Origin of the sequence: Nocardioides solisilvae (assembly GCF_003194625.1) — a bacterium.
In the GTDB taxonomy this organism is placed as follows: domain Bacteria; phylum Actinomycetota; class Actinomycetes; order Propionibacteriales; family Nocardioidaceae; genus Nocardioides; species Nocardioides solisilvae.
The window spans coordinates 117,519-137,155 of sequence record NZ_QHKX01000003.1; the positions used below are offsets into that span (position 1 = coordinate 117,519).

Consider the following 19,637-nt stretch of genomic DNA (forward strand, 5'->3'; position numbering starts at 1 on the left):
GGCTTCATCATCGCGGACGCTCCCACGCCCGCGGGACCCCGGTCGACGTTTTCGGGCGCGTACGAGCGCGGGGACAGCGACCTGGTCGATACTCGGGACATGCCCGCCGTCGCCGACACGCCCGTGCGTCCGCGACGCGCCGTGCTCATCGGCCCCCTCACGGCGGTCGAGGTGGTCCTGCGGTGCCTGCTGCTGGGTGTCGCGTTCGTCCTGGCCGGTCAGCTCGCGCTGCGGACCAACGTGTCGGGCACGCAGCTCGCGCTCGTGTGGCCCCCCTCGGGGATCGCGGCGTTCTGGCTGCTCACGTCGACCGCCCGCACCCGGGTGGCCGACGTCGCGGCGCTCGTCGTCGCGGCGCTGGTCTCGGCGCTGGTCTCCGGGCCACCGTGGGAGCTGGTCCCGTTCCGGGTGCTCTCCACCCTCGGCATGGCGGTCCTCTTCCGCGTCCTCGTCGACGGCTGGACGTCGCTGCGCCGCAAGGACGGGTCGCTGCGTCCCCTCTCCCAGACGTCGACGGTCGTCGCGCTCGTCGGCGCCGCCACGGTGGCCGGCCTGCTGCAGGCCTCCGTGCAGGAGCTCGGCTCCGCCCTGGTGACCGAGGGGAGCTGGTTCGTCTACCTCCACCGCTGGATGCGCAACACCGTCTCGATCTGCACGATCGTCGTCACCCTGCTGCTCGTGCTCGCGCGCCACCTCGACGCGCTGCGTCCGGCCGGCGACCCCCCGGAGGAGAAGCCCTTCTACGGCGCCCTCGAGCACGCCCGGCGGCCCGCCGAGCTCGTGGCGCTCGGCGCCACGACCGTCGCGATCTACGTCTTCTCCTTCGGGCTGCTCCCCGAGCTCCCCCTGTCCTTCACCCTGTTCCTGCCGGCCGTCTGGGCGGCCACCCGGTTCGGGCCGGCGTTCGCCGCCCTCTTCGCCCTCGGGCTCGGGGTGACCAGCATCGGGCTGACGCTGGCCGGGATCGGCAGCTACGCGGCGATCGAGGACCCCGTCCTCGCCGCGTTCGTCACCCAGACCTTCCTCGCCATCGTCTTCGCCACCACGCTGCTGCTCTCGCTGACCCGGACCGAGCTCGCGACGGCCGAGCACCGCGCGGCCGAGCGGGCGCGGCTCCTCGACCGCGTGCTCACCACCGTCGGGGACGGGATCGCCCTGGTCGACGAGACCGGACGGGTCGTCATGATGAACCGCGCCGCCACCCGGATGCTCGGCCTGACCGCCGTCCCCGACCTCGCCGACGCCGGGCAGGTCCCGCTCGGCGGCTTCTACGACATGGACGGCGCGCGGCTCACCCCGGACCGGCTGCACCACGTCCGGGCGCTGGCCGGGGAGAGCGTGCGCGACGAGGACATGGTGGTCCGCCCGGCCGAGAACGCCCCCGACCGGGTGATCCGGGTGACCGCGCAGCTGATGCCCGTCCCGCCCGGGACCCCGCGCCAGGTCCTGGTCACCGCGCACGACGTCACCGACGAGCGGGCGCACAGCACGGCGCTGGCGGCGTTCGCCGGCGAGGTCGCCCACGACCTCAAGAACCCGCTGACGGTGATCGAGGGGTGGAGCGAGGTGCTCGAGTCGAGGTTCGCGGCCGGCACGACCCTGGACTCCGAGGAGGGGCTCCGGCTGCTCGCCCGGGTCCAGGGGGCGGCGACCCACATGCGGACGTTGATCGGCGAGCTGCTCAGCTACACGCTGGCCCGCGACCGGGCCCTGCGCCCCGAGCGGGTGCGCCTCTGCGACCTGGCGTGCGAGGTCGTGGCACTCCACGAGAAGCCCTCCGAGGACGATCGACCGGCGCCGACGATCGAGCTCGACTGCGACGACGTCGTGTGGGCCGACCCGGTGCTGCTGCGCCAGGTCCTGGACAACCTCGTCGGCAACGCGGTCAAGTACGTCGCGCCCGACGTGCAGCCCCGGGTCCGGGTCGTCTCCCGGCGCCCCGAGGGCGAGGACGTGGTCGAGGTGCGGGTGGAGGACAACGGCATCGGCATCGCCCCCGCCGACCGCGCCCGGGTCTTCGACAGCTTCTTCCGGGTCGCCGGGAACGGCTACGCCGGCACGGGGTTGGGCCTGTCGATCTGCCAGCGGGTGGTCGAGCGGCACGGCGGGACGATCGACGTCAGGGACGGGCCCGACGGGGCGGGCAGCACGTTCGTGCTCAGGCTGCCCGCCCCGCGCGACTGAGCCGCTTCTCAGGCCAGTCCCAGCTCCGCGGCCTCCTCCCAGAGCTCGTCGCGGACCGAGGGGTGCGCCGCGCGGGTGATCAGGTTGGCGGCCTGCTCCCGCTGGTCGTGCCCGAACACGTCGGCGACTCCCTGCTCCGTGACCACCGCGCTCATCTGGAACGAGGTCAGCGGCTCCTCCACCATCGGCACGATGGTGGACAGGTCGGCCTTCGGGTGCCAGGAGCGCAGCGCGATGAGGGCCTGGCCGCCGGGGCTGTGCAGGGCCCCCACGATGAAGTCGGTCTGGCCCCCGAACCCCGAGTGGATCCGGGCGTTGATCCGCGACGCGTTCGCCTGTCCGAAGAGGTCGACCTGGAGGGCGGTGTTGACGCTCGTCATCCCGTGGTTGCGCGCGATCCGGGCGGGGTCGTTGGTGGTCTCGGTGCGCAGCATCTCGACCCGGGGGTTGTCGTGGACCCAGGCGAGCAGCTCGGCCGAGCCGAAGAGGAAGGACGAGCGGATCGGGACCGACGGGTCGAGGGCTCCCGCCTGCTCCAGGGCCAGCACGCTGTCGGAGAACATCTCCGTCCAGATCCGCAGTCCCGTGCGACCGGTGAGTCCGCGCAGCGTGGCGTCGGGGACGGCGCCGATCCCGGCCTGCAGGGTCGAGCCGTCGCCCACCCGCTCGGCGACCAGCGAGCCGATGTGCGCGGAGTCGTCGTCGATCGGGTGGCTGGGAGCGGTGGGGAGCGCCCCGTCCGCCGGCACCACGAGGTCGACGTGGTCCACCGGGACGAGCGCGTCACCGTGGGTCCATGGCATCTCCGCGTTGACCTGCGCCACGACCTTGCCGCCGTGCGCCCGGGCGGCCTCGATCGCCGCCGGGAGCACGTTGACCTCGACGCCGAGCGAGACGAAGCCGTCCCGGGGCGGGGTGGTGTGCACCACGACGAGGTCCGGGACCTGGAGCCGGTGGAACAGGGTCGGGACGAGCGAGAGCCGGGACGGCACGTAGCGAAGGCGAGGGCTCCGACGCTGCCCGGGGCCCACGAACGAGGTCTCCAGCTCGACCCCCTCGCGGTCGGGCAGCCCCGGCTGGCCGTTGAGCGCCCACAGGCGGTAGCGGTCCAGGGCGGCGTCCACGAGGCCCAGCACGTGCCAGGGCGTCGCGTGGTTGCCGGTCACCACGACGCGGGGGTTGTCGGGCAGGGTGGCGAGGAGCTCGGAGAGGGTCACCCCGGCATTCCATCAGGTCTGGACCTGCCCTTCCCAGCAACCCGCGCCGAATGGTAGAAACAGGCAGCCCGTCCACTGCCGCAGGACGGGTCCTGCCGCACCCGCACGGCCCTGCTCGACAGCCGTGCGTCCTGGACTTCCTGGAGGGGATGTCGTGATCGACATCGGCTTTGACTTCACCTCTCGACACGTCCTGGTGACAGGCGGCACCAGGGGCGTCGGGCTCACCGTGGCGCAGGCCTTCCTCGACGCCGGCGCGCGCGTCTCCGTGACCGGCTGCAAGATCCTGCCCTCCCTCTACGACGCCGACCTCAGCCGCTTCGAGTACCACCAGCTCCGGCTGACCAGCAGCGACGCGATCGACTCCTTCGTCGACCGCGTCGGCGCCGTCGACGTCCTCGTCAACGCCGCCGGGGCCCGCCTCGACAACACTCTCGAGGAGCACGAGCGGGAGTTCATGGCGCACTCCGCGCGGCTGGGCTTCGTCGGCCCCCTCCGGCTGACCCACCAGCTCCGGCAGCGGCTGTACTCCTCCTCCGCCCCCGGAGGCGGGGCCGTGATCCACACGAGCGCCTCCCAGCGCTGGCTCGAGCTCACCCAGACGCCCGCCGACGCCCGGGCGGAGCTGGAGGGTCACACCGCCCGCACGGGCCGGGCCTGGTCGCGCCTGGGCGCTCGGGTCAACACGGTCCTCTGCGGCACCCGCCCGAGCGTGCCCGTCCAGCCGAGGCAGTCCCTCCAGGTGGTGCGCCCCGACGAGGGGTCGGTGCTCACCCGTCGCCGGACGACCTCCACGGCCGCCGCCGAGCAGGTCGCGACCGTGGCCCTCTTCCTGGCCAGCAGCGGCGGCCAGTCGATCAGCGGGCAGACGCTCGAGGTCGAGCCCCGCTACTGATCCGGTTCAGTTGACCCGGGGCCCGCGCAGGCCCGAGCGCTGGACCACCCGCTGGATCGCCTGGTCGCGCTCGTTGGGCCGACCCACGAACCGGATGTCCCGCAGGCCCTGCTCCTGCGCCGCGGACTCGAAGCAGAAGTGCCCGTAGCCGAGGACCCGCCCGACGAAGGGCTTGCTCACGGTGATGTCGAGGATCCGCGAGAGCGGCATCGTCGCGTGCTGCCGGGACAGGACGCCGTGCACCCGGAAGACCCGCATGTTCGTGATCACGAAGCGGTCCATGTGCTCCCCCAGCCCGAGCCACACCCCGTGCAGCGCCACGGCCCCGCCCACCACCATCGGCAGCCAGGCCAGGTCGATCGGGACGAAGGGGCTGAGGGCCAGCAGACCGGCGGCCACGAGGATCTCGAGGCCGGCGCGGACGTAGGCGGTCCAGTGGTGGCGCACCTCGTCGACCACCACCTCCCCCTCGTCCCGCAGCAGGTACTGGCCGATGTCGGGGTCGGTGAGGAACCCCATCAGGGAGCCGTGGGTCGACGACCCATCACAGGGCCTTGAAGAAGTCGATGATCGCCTCGAACAGCGAGACCAGCAGGTCCCACGCGGTGGTGGCGGTCGCCTCCGCCGCATCCGCGAGGCCCGCGGGGTCGGTGAACATCCAGAACCCGAGGAAGACCACGAGCAGGAGGAGCAACGTCTTCTTGGGGTTCACTGCCGAGACTCCGTCCGGTTCAGGTCACAGAACGACCCATTGCTACCAGTTGGTGGGCCCTCGCGCGGGGAGGCGCGCGGCCGACGGCCCGGCCGGGTCCGGCGCCGTGGACTCCCCCTGGAGGTCGATGTCGAGAGCACGGCGTCCCGGGTCACTCGTCGAGCCCGGCCAGCAACCGGTCGGCGGCGGCGTACGGGTCGGTGCGGTGGCTCGCCACCTCGTCGGCCAGCCGGTCCAGGGAGGCGTGCCCGTGCAGGCCGGCCCAGCGGCCGCGCAGGGCCGCCACGGCGATCGACTCGACCTCGCGCCGTGCCCGGCGCCGGCGCCGCGCGTCGAGGACACCGGTGCGACGCGCCCACGCGTGGTGCTCGTCGAGCCGGGCGACCACCTCGGGGACTCCCTCCCCCGCCCGGGCGACGGTGCGCACGATCGGCGGCCGCCAGTCCTCCTCGCGCCGGTCGGCCATCGCCAGCATGCCTCGCAGGTCACGGCGGACCTGGTCGGCGCCGTCCCGGTCGGCCTTGTTGACCACGTAGACGTCGCCGATCTCCAGGATGCCCGCCTTGGCGGCCTGGATGCCGTCCCCCATCCCGGGGGCCAGCAGCACGACGGTGGTGTCGGCGAGGCCGGCCACCTCGACCTCGCTCTGGCCGACGCCGACGGTCTCCACGAGGACGACGTCGAAACCGGCCGCGTCGAGCACGCGGACGGCCTGCGGCGTCGTCCACGACAGCCCGCCGAGGTGGCCGCGGGACGCCATGGAGCGGATGAAGACGCCCGGGTCGGTGGCGTGGTCCTGCATCCGCACGCGGTCCCCGAGCAGGGCGCCGCCCGAGAACGGCGAGGACGGGTCGACCGCCAGCACCGCGACCGTGCGACCGGCCCGGCGCAGCTCGCCGACCAGCGCGTTGGTGGAGGTGGACTTGCCGACCCCGGGCGAGCCGGTGATGCCCACCACGTGGGCGTGCCCGGCGTACGGCGTCAGCGCCGCCATGGCCTCCCGCAGCAGCGGGGACTCGTCCTCGACCAGGGAGACCAGGCGCGCGACGGAGCGGAGGTGGCCCTCGCGGGCGTCCCGGACGAGATCGGGGACCGACGTCGTGCGGCGCCGGTCCCCGGTCGTCGGGGTCACGCCTGCGGGACCCGGATGATCAGCGCGTCGCCCTGACCGCCGCCGCCGCAGAGCGCGGCCGCGCCGGTGCCGCCGCCCCGGCGCTGGAGCTCGAGCGCCAGGTGCAGCACGATCCGCGCGCCGGACATGCCGACCGGGTGGCCGAGCGCGATGGCGCCGCCGTTGACGTTGACCTTCTCCTCGTCGATGCCGAGCTCGCGGGCCGACGAGATGCCGACGGCGGCGAACGCCTCGTTGAGCTCGAAGAGGTCGATGTCCTGGACGGAGATGCCCTCCTTCTCCGCCGCCTTCGCCACGGCAGCGGCGGGCTGGAGCTGCAGGGTGGAGTCGGGACCGGCGACCTGGCCCGAGGCGCCGATCTCGGCGAGCCAGGTGAGGCCCAGCTCCTCGGCCTTGGCCTTGCTCATCACGACGACGGCGCAGGCGCCGTCGGAGATCTGGGAGGCGGAGCCGGCGGTGATGGTGCCCTCCTTGGAGAACGCCGGGCGCAGCGCCCCGAGGGACTCCACGGTGGTCTCGGCCCGGACGCCCTCGTCGGTGTCGACGACGGTCTCGCCACGACGGGACTTGATGGTGACGGGCACGATCTCGTCGTCGAAGACGCCGTTCTTCTGCGCCTCGGCCGCCAGTCGGTGGCTGCGTGCGGCGAAGGTGTCCTGCTCCTCGCGGGTCAGGTTGGCGGCCGCGGCGTTGCACTCCTCGGTCAGCAGGCCCATCGCCTGGCTGGTGAACTGGTCGAAGAGGGCGTCGTACGCCATCGAGTCGACCAGGTTGGTGTCGCCGTACTTGAAGCCCTCGCGCGACTTCAGCAGGAGGTGGGGGGCCTGGGTCATCGACTCCATGCCGCCGGCCACGACGATCTCGTGCTCGCCGGCGCGGATCAGCTGGTCGGCCAGCGCGATGGCGTTGATGCCCGAGAGGCAGACCTTGTTGATGGTGAGGGCGGGGACGCCCATCGGCACACCGCCCTTGACCGCGGCCTGGCGGGCGCTGATCTGGCCGGTGCCGGCCTGGATCACGTGACCCATGATCACGTAGTCGACCTGCTCGCCCGAGACGCCGGCCTTGTCCAGCGCGCCCTTGATCGCGACGCCGCCCAGGTCGGCCGCGGACTGGTCCTTCAGGCCACCGAGGAGGCGGCCGATCGGGGTGCGCGCCCCGGCGACGATGACGGAAGTGTTGCTCGACATGCTGGGATGCCTCCTGTGCTGGCGTGTGGGATCCCGCCGAGCCTAACCCCAGGCCCGGACCCCCTCCCGGCTGTCCCTGATGTGGACCCCCCGTCCGTCCCTCGGGACGAGGCGCGAACATATGCCCATGAGCGCACCCCTGGAGATCCCGGACCACCTCTTCACCGCCATCGACCACGTCGGCATCGCCGTGCCCGACCTCGACGAGGCCGTCGCGTTCTACCGCGACACCTTCGGCATGCACGTGGCCCACGAGGAGACGAACGAGGAGCAGGGGGTGCGCGAGGCGATGGTCGCGGTCGGCGACTCGGGATCCGCGATCCAGCTGCTCGCCCCGCTGGACGACAGCTCCACGATCGCGAAGTTCCTCGCCCGCTCGGGCCCGGGCCTGCAGCAGCTCGCCTACCGGGTCGTCGACGTCGACGCCGTGAGCGAGATCCTCCGCAGCCGCGGCGTCCGCCTGCTGTATGACGCCCCCAAGCGCGGCACGGCCGGCTCGCGGATCAACTTCGTGCACCCCAAGGACGCCGGCGGGGTGCTCGTCGAGCTCGTCGAGCCCGCGACCGACGCACACTGAGCCGACGCCCCGCCCCGCCGACTCGCGGCTATGACGTGCCGCACAAAGAGCGCCATCGCTGTTACCGGCGGGTAATCTTCGCGCAATCCCCCCGAGCACCCAGGTCTTAGGAGACGAACAGTGCAGAACATCCTCGATGCCATCCTCGCCGGTGACACGGCGACGGAGGACTTCGCCCACCTCGAGCTGCCCGAGTCCTACCGGGCCGCGACCGTCCACAAGGACGAGGTCGACATGTTCGAGGGCATCGCGACCCGCGACAAGGACCCCCGCAAGTCCCTGCACGTCGAGGACGTCGCCCTCCCCGAGCTCGGCCCGGGCGAGGCCCTGGTCGCCGTGATGGCGAGCGCCATCAACTACAACACGGTGTGGACCTCGATCTTCGAGCCCGTCTCCACCTTCGGCTTCCTCGAGCGGTACGGGCGCGTCTCGGAGCTGACCAAGCGGCACGACCTCCCCTACCACGTGGTCGGCTCCGACCTGGCCGGCGTCGTCCTCAAGACCGGCCCCGGGGTGACCAAGTGGAAGCCCGGCACCGAGGTCGTGGCGCACTGCCTCTCCGTCGAGCTCGAGGGCCCCGAGGGCCACGACGACACGATGATGGACCCCGAGCAGCGGATCTGGGGCTTCGAGACCAACTTCGGCGGGCTCGCGCACGTGGCCCTGGTCAAGGCCAACCAGCTCATGCCGAAGCCGGCCCACCTGACCTGGGAGGAGGCGGCGTCCCCCGGCCTGGTGAACTCCACCGCCTACCGCCAGCTGGTCTCCAAGAACGGCGGGGCCATGAAGCAGGGCGACAACGTCCTGATCTGGGGTGCGTCCGGCGGCCTCGGCGGCTACGCGACCCAGTACGCCCTCAACGGCGGTGCCACCCCGATCTGCGTGGTCTCCAACGAGGAGAAGGCCAAGATCGCGCGCTCCATGGGCGCCGAGCTGATCATCAACCGCTCCGAGGAGGACTACAAGTTCTGGAACGAGGAGGGGACCGAGCAGAACCCGCGGGAGTGGAAGCGCTTCGGCGCCAAGATCCGCGAGCTCACCGGCGGTGAGGACATCGACATCGTCTTCGAGCACCCCGGCCGGGAGACCTTCGGGGCCAGCGTCTTCGTCACCCGCAAGGGCGGCACCATCACCACCTGCGCGTCGACCACCGGCTACATGCACGAGTACGACAACCGGTACCTGTGGATGAACCTCAAGCGCATCATCTCCTCGCACTTCGCCAACTACCGCGAGTCGTGGGAGGCCAACCGCCTGATCGCCAAGGGCAAGATCCACCCGACCCTCTCGAAGACGTACAGCCTCGAGGAGGTCGGCCAGGCAGCGCTCGACGTCCACCGCAACGCCCACCAGGGCAAGGTCGGCGTCCTCTGCCTCGCCCCGCAGGAGGGCATGGGCGTTCGCGACGAGGAGACGCGAGCCCGCTACATCAACGAGATCAACCGCTTCCGCGGCGTCTGATCCCGCACCAGCCAGCGCGTCACCAGCAGCACCCCCGACACACCCCGGTCCGCCCCGACTTCGCCACCCGGAGTCCGCGAGCCGGGGTGTGTCCTGTTGCCGGGATCGGTCACACTGGAACCCAGCACCACACACCCACCAGACCCAGAGAGGGTGCCCTGCATGAGCCGTGACGAGGGCCTGTCCATCTTCGACCAGGACGACTCCGACGACGTCGCCGACAACGCCCCCACCCAGAAGATGGAGGCGGTGGCCAAGAGTCCCGAGCCGGTCCCCGCGACCGAGCGCACGCAGGTCCAGCCGGCCGTCTCCCCCGTCTCGGCGAAGGCCCCGGCCGGAGGGCCGCGCCCCACGACGGCCCCGCGGACGCCCGGCGCCGGTGCCGCCAGTGCCTCCAGCGCCGCCAGTGCCGCGCCCACCACCTCCCCCAGCGCCGCCGGTGCCGCCGGTGCCGCGCCCACCACCTCCCCCACCGGAGCGGGCGGCTCCGTCCCGACGCTGCCGCAGGTGCGGCGCGGCGGCTACGACAAGGTGGCGGTGGACCGCGCCCTGCAGGCGCTGGCTGCCGAGTGCACGGAGGCGACCGCGGCCCGTGCCGCCGCCGAGCAGCGGCTGAAGGCGCTGGAGGCCGAGCTGGCGCAGACCCGCACGGCGCTCTCGGAGATGGAGAACCCGACGTACGCCGGGCTGGGTGGCCGGGCCGCCTCCATGCTCAAGCTCGCCGAGGACGAGGCCGCCGACGTGCGGGCCGCCGCCGAGCGGGACGCCCAGGAGATCCGCGAGCAGGCCCACCGGGACGGGCGCGCGATCAAGGCCGAGGCGGCCCGGGAGGCCGAGGACATGCGCATCGTCCAGCTCAAGGAGCTCGAGGAGAGCCGGAGCCGGATCCTCGCCGACGCCGAGCAGGAGCGGTCCCTGGCCCGCAGCGAGGCCGAGGACCTGCGCGCCGCGGCCCAGCGCGAGGCGGAGCAGCTGCGCCTCGCCGCCCAGCAGGAGACCAACGACCTCCGCACCACGGCCAAGCGGGAGGCCGAGCAGGCCCGCGCCGCCGCGGACCGCGAGGTCCAGGAGGCCAGGCGGACGCTGGCCGTCGAGAAGGAGCGGCTGGCCCGCGAGGCGGCGGAGCACCACTCCAACGCGACGGCGGAGACCTCCCGCCTCGTGAAGGAGGCCGAGGACCGCGCGACCGCCGCGGAGAAGCGGGCCCGCGAGGCCATCACCCAGGCCACCAGCCAGCGTCAGCAGGCCCAGACCGAGGCCGACGCCATGCTCGCCCGCGCCCGCCGCGAGGCGCAGCAGATCGTCACCTCGGCCAAGACCCAAGCGGAGTCCATCGCCGCCAGCGGTCACGCCGAGGCCGAGCGCGAGCTTGCCGCGATCCGGGCCGAGGTCGACCGGATGTCGAAGCGGCGGGACGCCATCACCGCCCAGCTCGGCGCCCTCCGCGACGTGGTCGCCGGCTTCGCAGCCGACGACGCCTGACGCCCTGACGCCCCGGGGGGCCACCGCGCCTGGTCCCCGGGGCGCGCAGCCTCCTGGCGGGGCCCCCTTCAGCCCGCGTCGACCTCGAGGAACCGGCTGAGCACCTCGAGGAAGACCGCGGGCTGCTCGGAGTGCACCCAGTGTCCGGCGTTCTTGACGGTCACCCGTCGCACCCGCGGGAAGTACCGCTCCATCTGCGGGGCCTGCTCGTCACGCACGTAGTGGGACGTGGCACCCGCGATCCACAGCACGGGGCCCTCGTACGGCGGCAGCTCGGACGCCTCCTCGGGCCACCCGCCGATCACGCCAAGCCCCTCCTCCAGCAGGTCCAGGTTGACCTGCCAGCGCCAGCGGTCCCCCTCCCGGCGCAGGTTCTGCAGGAGGAACCCCCGGACCGCGGGGTCGGGCACGGCCGCCGCCAGCTGCTCGTCGGCCTCCTCGCGGCGGGTGAGGGCGTCGAGGTCGAGGGCCTGCATGGCGGAGATGAAGCCGGCGAACTCCCCCACCCTGCGGTAGGTCGCGGGCGCGATGTCGACCACGACGAGCCGCTCCACCAGCTCGGGGTGACGCAGCGCGGTGAGCATCGCGACCTTGCCCCCCATCGAGTGGCCGACCAGAGCGGCCGGCGGTCCCTCCCGCAGGAGCTCCGCCACCCGGTCGGCGTCGTCGACCAGGTCGATCTCGGCCGTCCACCCCGACCTGCCGTGGTTCGGCAGGTCGACGAGGGTCACCCGTCGCCCCGCCTCGGCGAGCCGCTTGCCCACCTGGGTCCAGTTGCGCCCCTGGCCGAAGAGCCCGTGGCAGAAGAAGACGGGGGCGCCGGAGTCGCCCAGGACGGTGGTGTGCAGGGCGGGGCCGTCCCGCAGCGCGTCGGGGGTCACGTCAGAAGTCGAAGCCGTCGAACATGTCGCCGAGGCCCTCGCCGATGCCGCCGAACATGTCGCCGACGCCCTCGCCCAGCGCGCCGAGGCCCTCGCCGATGCCCTCGAGGCCGCCGCTGAAGAGCATCCCCATGAACATCCACTGCATCGGGCCGAAGCCGCCGTAGTAGCCCATCGCGTAGGGCTGGTAGGCGCGACCGCCCTGCCAGTAGGGCACTCGCTGGGTGCCGACCATGACCTTGCGGACGTCGGGCTCCGCGCCGACCCGGACGCGCTCGGCGTCCAGGGCGCAGGCGGGGACGTCGCGCGAGGCACCACCCGGCGGGGTCCAGGCCACGTCGGCGACCGAGAGCCCGTGCCGCGGGTCGAAGAAGCACGGCGGTCGGCGGGTGGGGAGCGGCTCGCCCTCCACTCGCGCGCGGACGCACGCCATGGCGTAGCGGCCGTCCTCGAGGATCTCGGTCACGTGCCGCACCTCGTCGGGGGCGCGCAGCTGCTCGCTGGCCGTCTTCGCCGACTCGTAGGCGTCCAGGGCCCGCTGGTAGTCGGAGCGCGCCCCGGCGTCGAGCTCGCGCCCGCTCACGTCGAGGTCGAGCTCCTGCAGCTCCACCCCCAGGGCGGTGACGTCCTCGTCCACCAGCCGACGGACCGGCGCCAGCTCGGCGGCGGCCTTCTCCTCCTGCCGTCGGCGGGAGGCCCGGGAGCCCGCCGCGACGAGGCCCAGGGCGCCGGCCACGACCAGCACCAGCAGCACGATCTCCATGCGCCCAGCGTACGCGGGCGGCGAAGGCGGAGCCCTGCGGCGACGGCCCAGCAGGCGGCCGGCCACGACCGCTGGACCCGGCCGGAGCGGCGGGCCGGGAGCCCCAGGGGGTCCGGCCCGTCCCCCGATCGGGCCGGCTCCCCTGAGCGTGTCCCCACCCTCTCGCGCCCGCCGGTGCCCGCACATCCGTAGTCCTACGTAATCGGGCCCCGGATACCGATAGATTCACGGTGTGCTGACACCGTGCTTGGGCCGGGAGAAGGCCGTGGGGACCCTCGAGCGTGCCCTCGCGTCCTCGCGCTGGGTCAGCGTCGTGGGTCCCCCCGGGTGCGGGAAGACCCTGCTCGTCCGGCACGTGCTCAAGGACCGCAGCGACATCGCGTGGGTCAACGCGGCCGGCCTGCGGCGCTCCGAGGAGGTTCTCGCGGCCTGCCTGCGCCAGCTCGACGCCGAGGCGGCTCCCGGGGACAGCTTCGAGGGGGCGCTGCGTCGCGCGCTCGACGGGACGGACACGGTGCTCGTGGTCGACGGTCTCGAGGTGGACCAGGAGGACGTCGGACGCAGCCTGCAGCAGATGGTGGAGGCGACCAGCGGAGTGCGGCTCGCCGTCACCGCCCGCGGGATGTCGGGCCAGCCGCTCGAGCGCGTGCTGCGGCTGGGACCCTTGCCCGTCCCCGGGCCCCGCGACCCGCTGGCCGGCCCCGCCTTCGACCTCCTGGCCAACCGGGTCGCCGCCGCCGGGGGACGCGCCCAGGACCTGGGCGCGCACGACACCGCCGTGCGTCGGCTGCTCCGGGCCACCGGGGGGCTCCCCCTCATCATCGAGCAGACCGCGGTCCAGATCGCCCTGCTGGGGGTGGCCAACGCCGCACCGGTGGCCTCGCTGGCGAGCGCCGTGCAGGCGTCGTACGAGCTGCTGCCGCCCGACCAGCAGCGCTGCTTCCGCCGGCTCGCCCAGGTGTCGTTCCCGGTCACCATCGACGTGCTGGCGGCGGTCGCCGGGGTGGAGCGGCCGGCCGCGGCGAGGCTCGCGGCCGGGCTCGCCCGCGCGAGCCTCGTCGAGGTGCTGCCCGACGGCCGTTTCGACATGCTCTCCCCCATCCGCCAGCACGGGGCCGAGCTGGGCGTCCTGCACGGCGACGCCTCGGTGACCCAGCGGGCGCTGATCGGCTGGGCCGACCGGGTCGCCCCCCGGCACACCAACGTCGGCGCCGGGGACGCCCCGTGGCTCCCCGACCTCCCGGCGATGCGGGCCGCGATCGCGGCCGCCGCGGCCGACCCCGGCTCCCGCGACCTCGGGTACGCGCTGGCCAACCGGGTCTTCTCCTCCCTGTACACGGCCATGCGGGCCCGCGAGGCGGTCGAGATCCTGGAGGGCGTCCTGGTCAGCGGGGACGGCCCGGGGGCGATCGGCGCGCAGGTCGCCCGTCGCGCCGGGATCGCCGCCTCCGAGGTGCGCGGCACCTACGAGGGCCTCTGGCTCCTCGACCGCGCGGACGAGCACGCCCGGGCGGCCGACGAGCCGGCCCTCGAGCTGGCCCGGACCGCCTCGATCCGGGCCGAGATGCACCTCGACGCCGGCGACTTCGCCCGGGCGGAGGCCGAGGCCCGGCGGGCGATGGAGCTGGACGACACGGGTCGCGCGATCGCCCGCCAGGCCACGCGCACCCTCGTCGACGTCCTCGTGTCGCGCGGCGAGCTCGCCGCGGCGGTCGCCTCGGCCGCGGAGATCATCCCGACCCACGACGGCAACGAGGAGCGGTGGATCAGCCTCTCCGCCCGGACGCTGCTGGGCCGCGTCGCCCTCGAGCAGGGGCGTCTCGCCGAGGCCGAGGCGGCGGCGCGCACCGCGGTCGCGGAGTCCCGGCACCTCGCCGAGGACCGGGTCCGGCTGCTCGCCGAGACGCTGCTGCGCCAGGTGGACCCCGACGCCCCGGTGAGCACGGTCGACCGCGAGACCCTTCCGTGGGCGGTCCGGCTGCCGGTCCTGGTCCAGGACGCCCGCGACCTGCTCGAGGCGGGCGACGCGGCGCACGCCGCGGGCCTGGCCGCCGACGTCGTCGTGCTCGCCGACAGCAGCATGCTGGCGCGGGACGGCGTCGAGGCACGCATGATCCTCGCCCACGCCCTGATGGCCCAGCACGACCACGCCCAGGGTGCCCACACGTTCCTCGCCGCGCTGGAGCGCGCGACGACGATGCCGATGCCGTTGCGCGCCGCCGACGTCCTCGACTGCCTCGCGCGCGTGGCCGAGGAGCTCGACCAGCGGGAGTCGCGCCACCTCGCCGCCGCGGCCGCGGAGATCCGCGCGGCGCGCAACGCGGCCGTCTGGGGGCTGGCCGCCCGCTGCCGGCCCACCCCCGGGCGCGTGGTGCCCCAGGGCTGGGTGGACGACGGTCACCTGACGGCCGCGGGCCTCGCCGAGGTCACCCAGCTGATGACCGCGCTGGTCCAGCCCGGTGCCGCGGCCGAGGGCCCCTCCCCGCTGGACCAGCTGACCCGTGCGGAGCGACAGGTGGCCGACCGCGTCGCCGACGGCCTGACCAGCCGGCAGATCGCCGAGGAGCTCTTCGTCTCCCCCCGCACCGTGGACACCCACCTGTCCCACATCTACCGCAAGCTGGAGATCAACACCCGGGCGCGCCTCGCCGCGATGGTGGTCGACGCGCGCTGACGGCCCCGGCGGTCCGCCCCGGGCGAGATCGGTGCCCGACGCGCCACGGGGCGCGGCCACCGGCTCCGAGGGAGCACGGCCGCCCCGCCCCGTGGCGCGTCCTGCGGGTCAGGAGTAGTCGTGGAACCCGCGCTTGGTCTTGCGGCCGAGCCGGCCCTCCGCGACGACCTGCTCGAGCATCGGCGCCGGGGCGAACCCCGCGTGCTTGAACTCCGCGTGCAGCTCCTTCTGGATGGCCAGGGAGACGTCGTTGCCGACCACGTCCAGCAGCTCGAAGGGGCCCATCGGGAAGCCGGCCTGCTCCTTGATCGCGGCGTCGATGGTGGCCATGTCGGCCACGCCCGACTCCAGCATCCTGACCGCGTCGTTGAGGTAGGGGAACAGCAGGGCGTTGACGATGAAGCCGGCCCGGTCGCCGCACGAGACGGCGACCTTGCCCACCTTCGCGCACAGCGCCCGCACGGTCTCGTCGACGGCGGGGTCCGTCAGCTCGGTGGTGACGACCTCGACCAGCTTCATGACGGGGGCGGGGTTGAAGAAGTGCATCCCGATGACCGACTCGGGGCGCGAGGTCGCGGACGCGCACGCCGAGATGGGCAGCGAGGAGGTGGTCGTGGCGAGGACGGCGCCCGCCTTGCAGATGCGGTCGAGGTCGGCGAAGAGCTCGGTCTTGACCGCGAGGTCCTCGGCGATCGCCTCGACCACCAGGTCGACGTCGGCGAGGGCGTCACGGCTGGTCGCCCCGGTCAGGCGGGCCAGCACCTCGGCCTTGGTGGCCTCGTCCAGCTTGCCGCGGGAGATCGCCTTGTCCAGCGACTTGGTGATCAGCGCGACGACGCCGTCCAGCTTCTCCTGGCTGCGGCCGACGAAGACCACGTCGTAGCCACTCTTGGCGAAGACCTCGACGATGCCCGAGGCCATGGTCCCGGTTCCGACGACGCCGACGGTCCCGATCTCGTGGCGCAGCTGCGGCTCGGCGGCCCCGGCCGAGTCGCCGCCCTCCTCGACGGTGGTGGCGCCGGCCGCGACCCGCGCCTCCAGCAGGTCGGCGGGGCGGTGCAGCTCGTCACCCGTGCGGGCGAACAGGGCCGCCAGGCGGTCGCGGACGGACTCCAGACCCTGCTCCTCGACCGTGGTGAGCGGACCCACCGGGTAGCCGCACCCGAAGCGCATGGCCGCGTCGATGTCCGCGCGGGACGCGTAGCCCTCGGCGTACATGCGCAGGGCGTGGTTCAGGTAGGGCAGGACCAGGGTGCTGCTGATCTGCTCGTGGGAGGGTGCGGTCTCAGTCATGGCGGCATGATGACACGCACCTACCCGCTGGTACGGGAGGACCACCTGATGGACGGGGACCGTCGGCGCGGGCGGTAGATTGCCTCTCCGTGAGACTCGTCGTTGCCACCTGCCAGGTCGACTACGCCGGTCGGCTGACCGCGCACCTCCCGATGGCGACCCGCGTGCTCATGCTGAAGTCCGACGGCTCGGTCCTGGTGCACAGCGACGGCGGCTCCTACAAGCCGCTCAACTGGATGTCGCCGCCCTGCACGGTCCGGGAGGGCACCGTGGAGGTGGAGGGCGTCGAGCGCGTCGAGTGGACCGTGACCGGGAAGAACGGCGACACCCTGCGGATCCTCATCGACGAGGTCCACCACGAGTCGCGGCACGAGCTGGGGATCGACCCGGGCCTGCAGAAGGACGGCGTCGAGAAGCACCTGCAGGAGCTCCTCGCCGAGCACCCTGCGTCCCTCGCCGAGGGCCTCACGCTCGTCCGCCGCGAGTACCCGACGGCCATCGGTCCCGTGGACCTGATGTGCCGGGACCGCGACGGCGTGAGCGTCGCCGTCGAGGTGAAGCGCCGCGGCGACATCGACGGGGTCGAGCAGCTCACCCGCTACCTCGAGCTGCTCAACCGCGACCCCCTGTTGTCGGCGAAGGGGCCGGTCCGGGGGATCTTCGCCGCCCAGGAGATCAAGCCCCAGGCGCGGGTGCTCGCGACCGACCGCGGGATCGCCTGCGCCGTCGTCGACTACGACGCCCTGCGCGGGATGGACGACTCGGAGCACCGGCTGTTCTGAGCCGCCGGCCCTGCCGCTGGTCGCCGGGACCGGCTCTCGAGGAGCCTGAGGTCAGGCGGCCTTCGTCGCCTTCTTGTCCGGCTTGTCGGCCTTGACCGGCTTGTCGGCCACCTTCACCAGCCTGCGCTTGTGGACGGTGTAGCCGTCGGGCAGGGTGCCCTCCTTGAGCATCCTCAGGGGACAGCGACCGCACCGCGACTTCGACTCGCAGCACTTCTTCTTCGGCAGCTTGGCGACGTCCGCCTTCTGCTTCTTCCCCTTGCCCACGCGCCCGACCGTAGCACAGGTGAGGCAAGCCTTACCTGTGTGATCCACGACCCGGGCACGTGGGCGGAGCGGACGGGGGGTCAGTCGAGACCGTGGGCCCGCCGGATGACGTCCACGATCCCCGACATGATCTCCGTGAGGCCGAAGTCCTTCGGCGTGTAGACGGCGGCCACGCCCCGCTCGAGCAGCGCCTTCCCGTCGGAGTCGGGGATGATCCCGCCCACGATGACCGGCAGGTCGTCCAGGCCGGCCTCCCGCAGGCCGTCGAGGACCGCGGGGACGAGCTCCATGTGGGAGCCCGACAGGATGGAGAGGCCCACGCAGTGCACGTCCTCGGCCACCGCGGCGGCGACGATCTGCTCGGGGGTCAGCCGGATCCCCTGGTACACGACCTCGAAGCCGGCGTCCCGGGCCCGCACCGCGACCTGCTCGGCCCCGTTGCTGTGGCCGTCGAGGCCGGGCTTGCCGACGAGGAGCCGCAGCCTGCCGCCCAGCTCCTCGCCGGTCGCGCGCACCCGGTCCCGGACGGCGCTGAGCTCGGTGCCTGCCTCGGCGACGCCGACGGCGCCCTGGACGCCGGTGGGCGCCCGGAACTCGCCGAACACCTCGCGCAGCGTCCCGGCCCACTCCCCCGTCGTCGCGCCCGCGCGGGCCGCCGCCAAGGTGGCCTCCATCAGGTTCTTCTCGGTCTTGGCGTCGTCGGCCAAGCGCTTGAGCGCCTCCGCGACCTCGGCCTCGTCCCGCTGCGCCTTCCACGCCTCCACGCTCTCCCTGGCGGCCTGCTCGGCAGCCGGGTCGGCGGTCTGGATGGCCGCGTCGAGGTCCGCGGTCAGGGGCGAGGGCTCGGTGGTCTCGAACTTGTTGACCCCGACGATGACCTCGTCGCCGGCCTCGATCCGGGCCCGGCGCGCGGCGTGCGCGGAGACCAGGGCCGACTTCATGTAGCCCGACTCCACCGCGGCGACGGCGCCGCCCATGGCCTGCACGCGGTCCATCTCCTCGCGGGCACCCGCGACGAGCTCGGCGACCTTCGCCTCGATCACGTGGCTGCCGTCGAAGATGTCCTCGTACTCGAGCAGGTCGGACTCGAACGCCAGCACCTGCTGGAGCCGCAGGGACCACTGCTGGTCCCAGGGGCGCGGGAGCCCCAGCGCCTCGTTCCAGGCCGGCAGCTGGACTGCGCGGGCACGGGCGTTCTTGGAGAGGGTGACCCCGAGCATCTCCAGCACGATCCGCTGCACGTTGTTCTCGGGCTGCGCCTCGGTGAGGCCGAGGGAGTTCACCTGGACGCCGTAGCGGAACCGTCGCATCTTGGGGTCCTGCACGCCGTAGCGCTCGCGCGTGATCTCGTCCCACAGCTGCACGAAGGCCCGCATCTTGCAGGTCTCCTCGACGAAGCGCACCCCGGCGTTGACGAAGAACGAGATGCGTCCGACGACCTTCTCGAAGTCGTCCTCCGAGACCTGGCCCGCGTCGCGGACCGAGTCGAGGACCGCGATGGCGGTGCACAGCGCGTAGGCCAGCTCCTGGGCCGGCGTGGCCCCGGCCTCCTGCAGGTGGTAGCTGCAGATGTTGATCGGGTTCCACTTGGGGATGTTGTTGACCGTGTAGGCGATCATGTCGGCGGTCAGCCGCAGCGAGTGCTCCGGGCCGAAGACGTAGGTCCCCCGGGACAGGTACTCCTTGATGATGTCGTTCTGGGTGGTCCCGGCGAGCTGGGCCGCCACCTCGGTCGGGTCGAGCCCGGGGTTCTGCTCCTCCGCGACCACCTGGTAGAGCGCCAGGAGCCACATCGCGGTGGCGTTGATCGTCATCGAGGTGTTCATCTCGGTGAGCGGGATCTGGTCGAAGAGACGGCGCATCTCCCCGAGGTGCGGCACCGGGACGCCGACCTTGCCGACCTCTCCCCTGCTGAGCGGGGAGTCCGGGTCGTAGCCCGTCTGGGTCGGGAGGTCGAAGGCGACCGAGAGGCCCGTCTGCCCCTTCGCGAGGTTGTTGCGGTAGAGCGCGTTGGACGCCGCGGCCGTCGAGTGGCCGGCGTACGTGCGCATCACCCAGGGGCGGTCCTTGGCGTGCTGGGGCTCAGTCATAGGGAGGATGCTAGAGGCAGGACGTCCGGGCAGCGCA

Annotated in this window: 17 protein-coding genes; 7 read left to right on the forward strand and 10 right to left on the reverse strand. The window is 73.1% G+C overall.

Translation table 11 applies throughout. The annotated features are described in order from the left end of the window. Positions 1 to 99 precede the first annotated feature (99 nt). Positions 100 to 2,184 carry an ATP-binding protein gene (locus tag DNK53_RS11870; RefSeq protein ID WP_110182558.1) on the forward strand — a complete coding sequence of 695 codons (2,085 nt, stop codon included), beginning with the start codon at positions 100 to 102 and terminating at the stop codon, positions 2,182 to 2,184. Positions 2,185 to 2,192: 8 nt separating this feature from the next. On the opposite strand, the gene DNK53_RS11875 is transcribed toward DNK53_RS11870, so the two are convergent. Then, a complete protein-coding gene (locus DNK53_RS11875; protein ID WP_110182559.1) occupies positions 2,193 to 3,401 on the reverse strand; it encodes an acetyl-CoA hydrolase/transferase family protein in 1,209 nt (402 codons plus the stop codon). A gap of 154 nt (positions 3,402 to 3,555) precedes the next feature. Between DNK53_RS11875 and DNK53_RS11880 the strand changes: the two genes are divergently transcribed. Beyond that, on the forward strand, positions 3,556 to 4,296 hold the full coding sequence (locus DNK53_RS11880) for an SDR family NAD(P)-dependent oxidoreductase (protein WP_162599912.1): 741 nt from the start codon (positions 3,556 to 3,558) through the stop codon (positions 4,294 to 4,296). Between the two features lie 6 nt (positions 4,297 to 4,302). On the opposite strand, the gene DNK53_RS11885 is transcribed toward DNK53_RS11880, so the two are convergent. From DNK53_RS11885 to DNK53_RS11895, 4 genes are all read right to left on the reverse strand, one after another. Further along, positions 4,303 to 4,815: a PH domain-containing protein gene (locus tag DNK53_RS11885; protein WP_110182561.1), complete on the reverse strand. Its 513-nt coding sequence runs from the start codon at positions 4,813 to 4,815 to the stop codon at positions 4,303 to 4,305. A 25-nt stretch (positions 4,816 to 4,840) separates the two neighbouring features. Further along, entirely contained in the window at positions 4,841 to 5,008 is a 168-nt protein-coding gene (locus DNK53_RS17555) for a hypothetical protein (RefSeq protein WP_162599913.1), read from the reverse strand. Positions 5,009 to 5,159: 151 nt separating this feature from the next. Further along, positions 5,160 to 6,140 carry a methylmalonyl Co-A mutase-associated GTPase MeaB gene (meaB, locus tag DNK53_RS11890; protein WP_110182562.1) on the reverse strand — a complete coding sequence of 327 codons (981 nt, stop codon included), beginning with the start codon at positions 6,138 to 6,140 and terminating at the stop codon, positions 5,160 to 5,162. Next, positions 6,137 to 7,330 carry an acetyl-CoA C-acetyltransferase gene (locus tag DNK53_RS11895; RefSeq protein WP_110182563.1) on the reverse strand — a complete coding sequence of 398 codons (1,194 nt, stop codon included), beginning with the start codon at positions 7,328 to 7,330 and terminating at the stop codon, positions 6,137 to 6,139. Before DNK53_RS11895 ends, meaB begins: the two co-directional genes overlap by 4 nt. Positions 7,331 to 7,457: 127 nt before the next feature. On the opposite strand from DNK53_RS11895, the gene mce reads away from it, so the two are divergent. The 3 genes from mce (at position 7,458) to DNK53_RS11910 (ending at position 10,850) form a co-directional block, all read left to right on the forward strand. Beyond that, positions 7,458 to 7,907 (forward strand): methylmalonyl-CoA epimerase, encoded by a 450-nt coding sequence (gene mce / locus DNK53_RS11900; RefSeq protein ID WP_110182564.1) that lies wholly within the window; start codon positions 7,458 to 7,460, stop codon positions 7,905 to 7,907. Positions 7,908 to 8,027: 120 nt separating this feature from the next. Then, a complete protein-coding gene (gene ccrA, locus DNK53_RS11905; protein WP_110182565.1) occupies positions 8,028 to 9,368 on the forward strand; it encodes a crotonyl-CoA carboxylase/reductase in 1,341 nt (446 codons plus the stop codon). A gap of 162 nt (positions 9,369 to 9,530) precedes the next feature. Further along, positions 9,531 to 10,850: a coiled-coil domain-containing protein gene (locus DNK53_RS11910; RefSeq protein ID WP_110182566.1), complete on the forward strand. Its 1,320-nt coding sequence runs from the start codon at positions 9,531 to 9,533 to the stop codon at positions 10,848 to 10,850. Between the two features lie 68 nt (positions 10,851 to 10,918). Here DNK53_RS11910 and DNK53_RS11915 read toward each other — a convergent pair whose 3' ends face one another. Beyond that, a complete protein-coding gene (locus tag DNK53_RS11915; RefSeq protein ID WP_110182567.1) occupies positions 10,919 to 11,731 on the reverse strand; it encodes an alpha/beta fold hydrolase in 813 nt (270 codons plus the stop codon). A gap of 1 nt (position 11,732) precedes the next feature. Further along, positions 11,733 to 12,494, reverse strand: coding sequence for a hypothetical protein (locus DNK53_RS11920; protein WP_110182568.1), 762 nt, complete (start codon positions 12,492 to 12,494; stop codon positions 11,733 to 11,735). A 265-nt stretch (positions 12,495 to 12,759) separates the two neighbouring features. On the opposite strand from DNK53_RS11920, the gene DNK53_RS11925 reads away from it, so the two are divergent. Continuing rightward, positions 12,760 to 15,168, forward strand: coding sequence for a LuxR C-terminal-related transcriptional regulator (locus tag DNK53_RS11925; protein ID WP_162599914.1), 2,409 nt, complete (start codon positions 12,760 to 12,762; stop codon positions 15,166 to 15,168). A gap of 108 nt (positions 15,169 to 15,276) precedes the next feature. Here the strand turns inward: DNK53_RS11925 and DNK53_RS11930 are convergent, their stop codons facing one another. Beyond that, complete coding sequence (locus DNK53_RS11930) at positions 15,277 to 16,461, reverse strand: 3-hydroxyacyl-CoA dehydrogenase family protein (protein WP_110182570.1); 1,185 nt, start codon at positions 16,459 to 16,461, stop codon at positions 15,277 to 15,279. Positions 16,462 to 16,550: 89 nt separating this feature from the next. Between DNK53_RS11930 and nucS the strand changes: the two genes are divergently transcribed. Beyond that, on the forward strand, positions 16,551 to 17,243 hold the full coding sequence (nucS, locus tag DNK53_RS11935) for an endonuclease NucS (protein WP_110182571.1): 693 nt from the start codon (positions 16,551 to 16,553) through the stop codon (positions 17,241 to 17,243). A gap of 51 nt (positions 17,244 to 17,294) precedes the next feature. On the opposite strand, the gene DNK53_RS11940 is transcribed toward nucS, so the two are convergent. Continuing rightward, positions 17,295 to 17,510, reverse strand: a complete 216-nt coding sequence (locus DNK53_RS11940) for a hypothetical protein (protein WP_110182572.1) — start codon at positions 17,508 to 17,510, stop codon at positions 17,295 to 17,297. Positions 17,511 to 17,590: 80 nt separating this feature from the next. After that, the gene (locus tag DNK53_RS11945; RefSeq protein WP_110182573.1) at positions 17,591 to 19,600 is read right to left on the reverse strand and encodes a protein meaA; all 2,010 of its coding nucleotides are present in this window, start codon (positions 19,598 to 19,600) and stop codon (positions 17,591 to 17,593) included. Positions 19,601 to 19,637: the final 37 nt, after the last annotated feature.